This window comes from Geminicoccus harenae (assembly GCF_019800005.1).
GTDB classification, from domain to species: Bacteria; Pseudomonadota; Alphaproteobacteria; order Geminicoccales; family Geminicoccaceae; genus Geminicoccus; species Geminicoccus harenae.
On sequence record NZ_JABGCL010000237.1, the window covers coordinates 1 to 609 of the forward strand.

The 609-nt window shown below is 37.4% G+C and carries 1 protein-coding gene and 1 tRNA gene; both read right to left on the reverse strand.

What is annotated here, in order from left to right:
* Positions 1-18: 18 nt before the first annotated feature.
* A tRNA-Ser gene (locus tag HLA95_RS30440) sits at positions 19-111 on the reverse strand.
* A 219-nt stretch (positions 112-330) separates the two neighbouring features.
* Positions 331-609, reverse strand: a 279-nt coding sequence (locus tag HLA95_RS30445; protein ID WP_255592583.1) for a hypothetical protein, incomplete at its 5' end; no start/stop codon positions are given.

The following is a 609-nucleotide window of genomic DNA, read 5'->3' on the forward strand; positions in this document are numbered from 1 at the left end:
ATCTATTCACCGAGCAAAAGGGGGGAGAGGGATTCGAACCCTCGATAGTTCTTTGTTTCGAACTATACCGGTTTTCAAGACCGGAGCTATCAACCACTCGGCCATCTCTCCGAAAGACAATTTCTATTTTATTTTATTTTTTATTCCCCCGAATAGAACGTGGCCATATGAGTTCATATCATCAGTATCTGTAGAAACAGGTATGAATCCCTGGGTCGATCTATCTGTCTATATAGATAGATGCAAGATCCAGCATGTCCATTTGTTAAGTAAAAAAAATTCCCCTCGACCCCATATCCGAATAAAGTGGTAAAAAAGAATGGTGATAAGTCATATAGAATCAATGGAGTCATGGTAAAATCCCTCCATGATGCATTTTATTAAAATTTTTCGACTGATAGAGGGATCAAATGGTATAGTTCTTTTGTTGGTAGCTTGGAGGATTAGAAGCATGACTATTGCTTTCCAATTGGCTGTTTTTGCATTAATTGCTACTTCATCAATCTTACTGATTAGTGTACCCGTTGTATTTGCTTCTCCTGATGGTTGGTCAAGTAATAAAAATGTTGTATTTTCCGGTACATCATTATGGATTGGATTAGTCTTTCT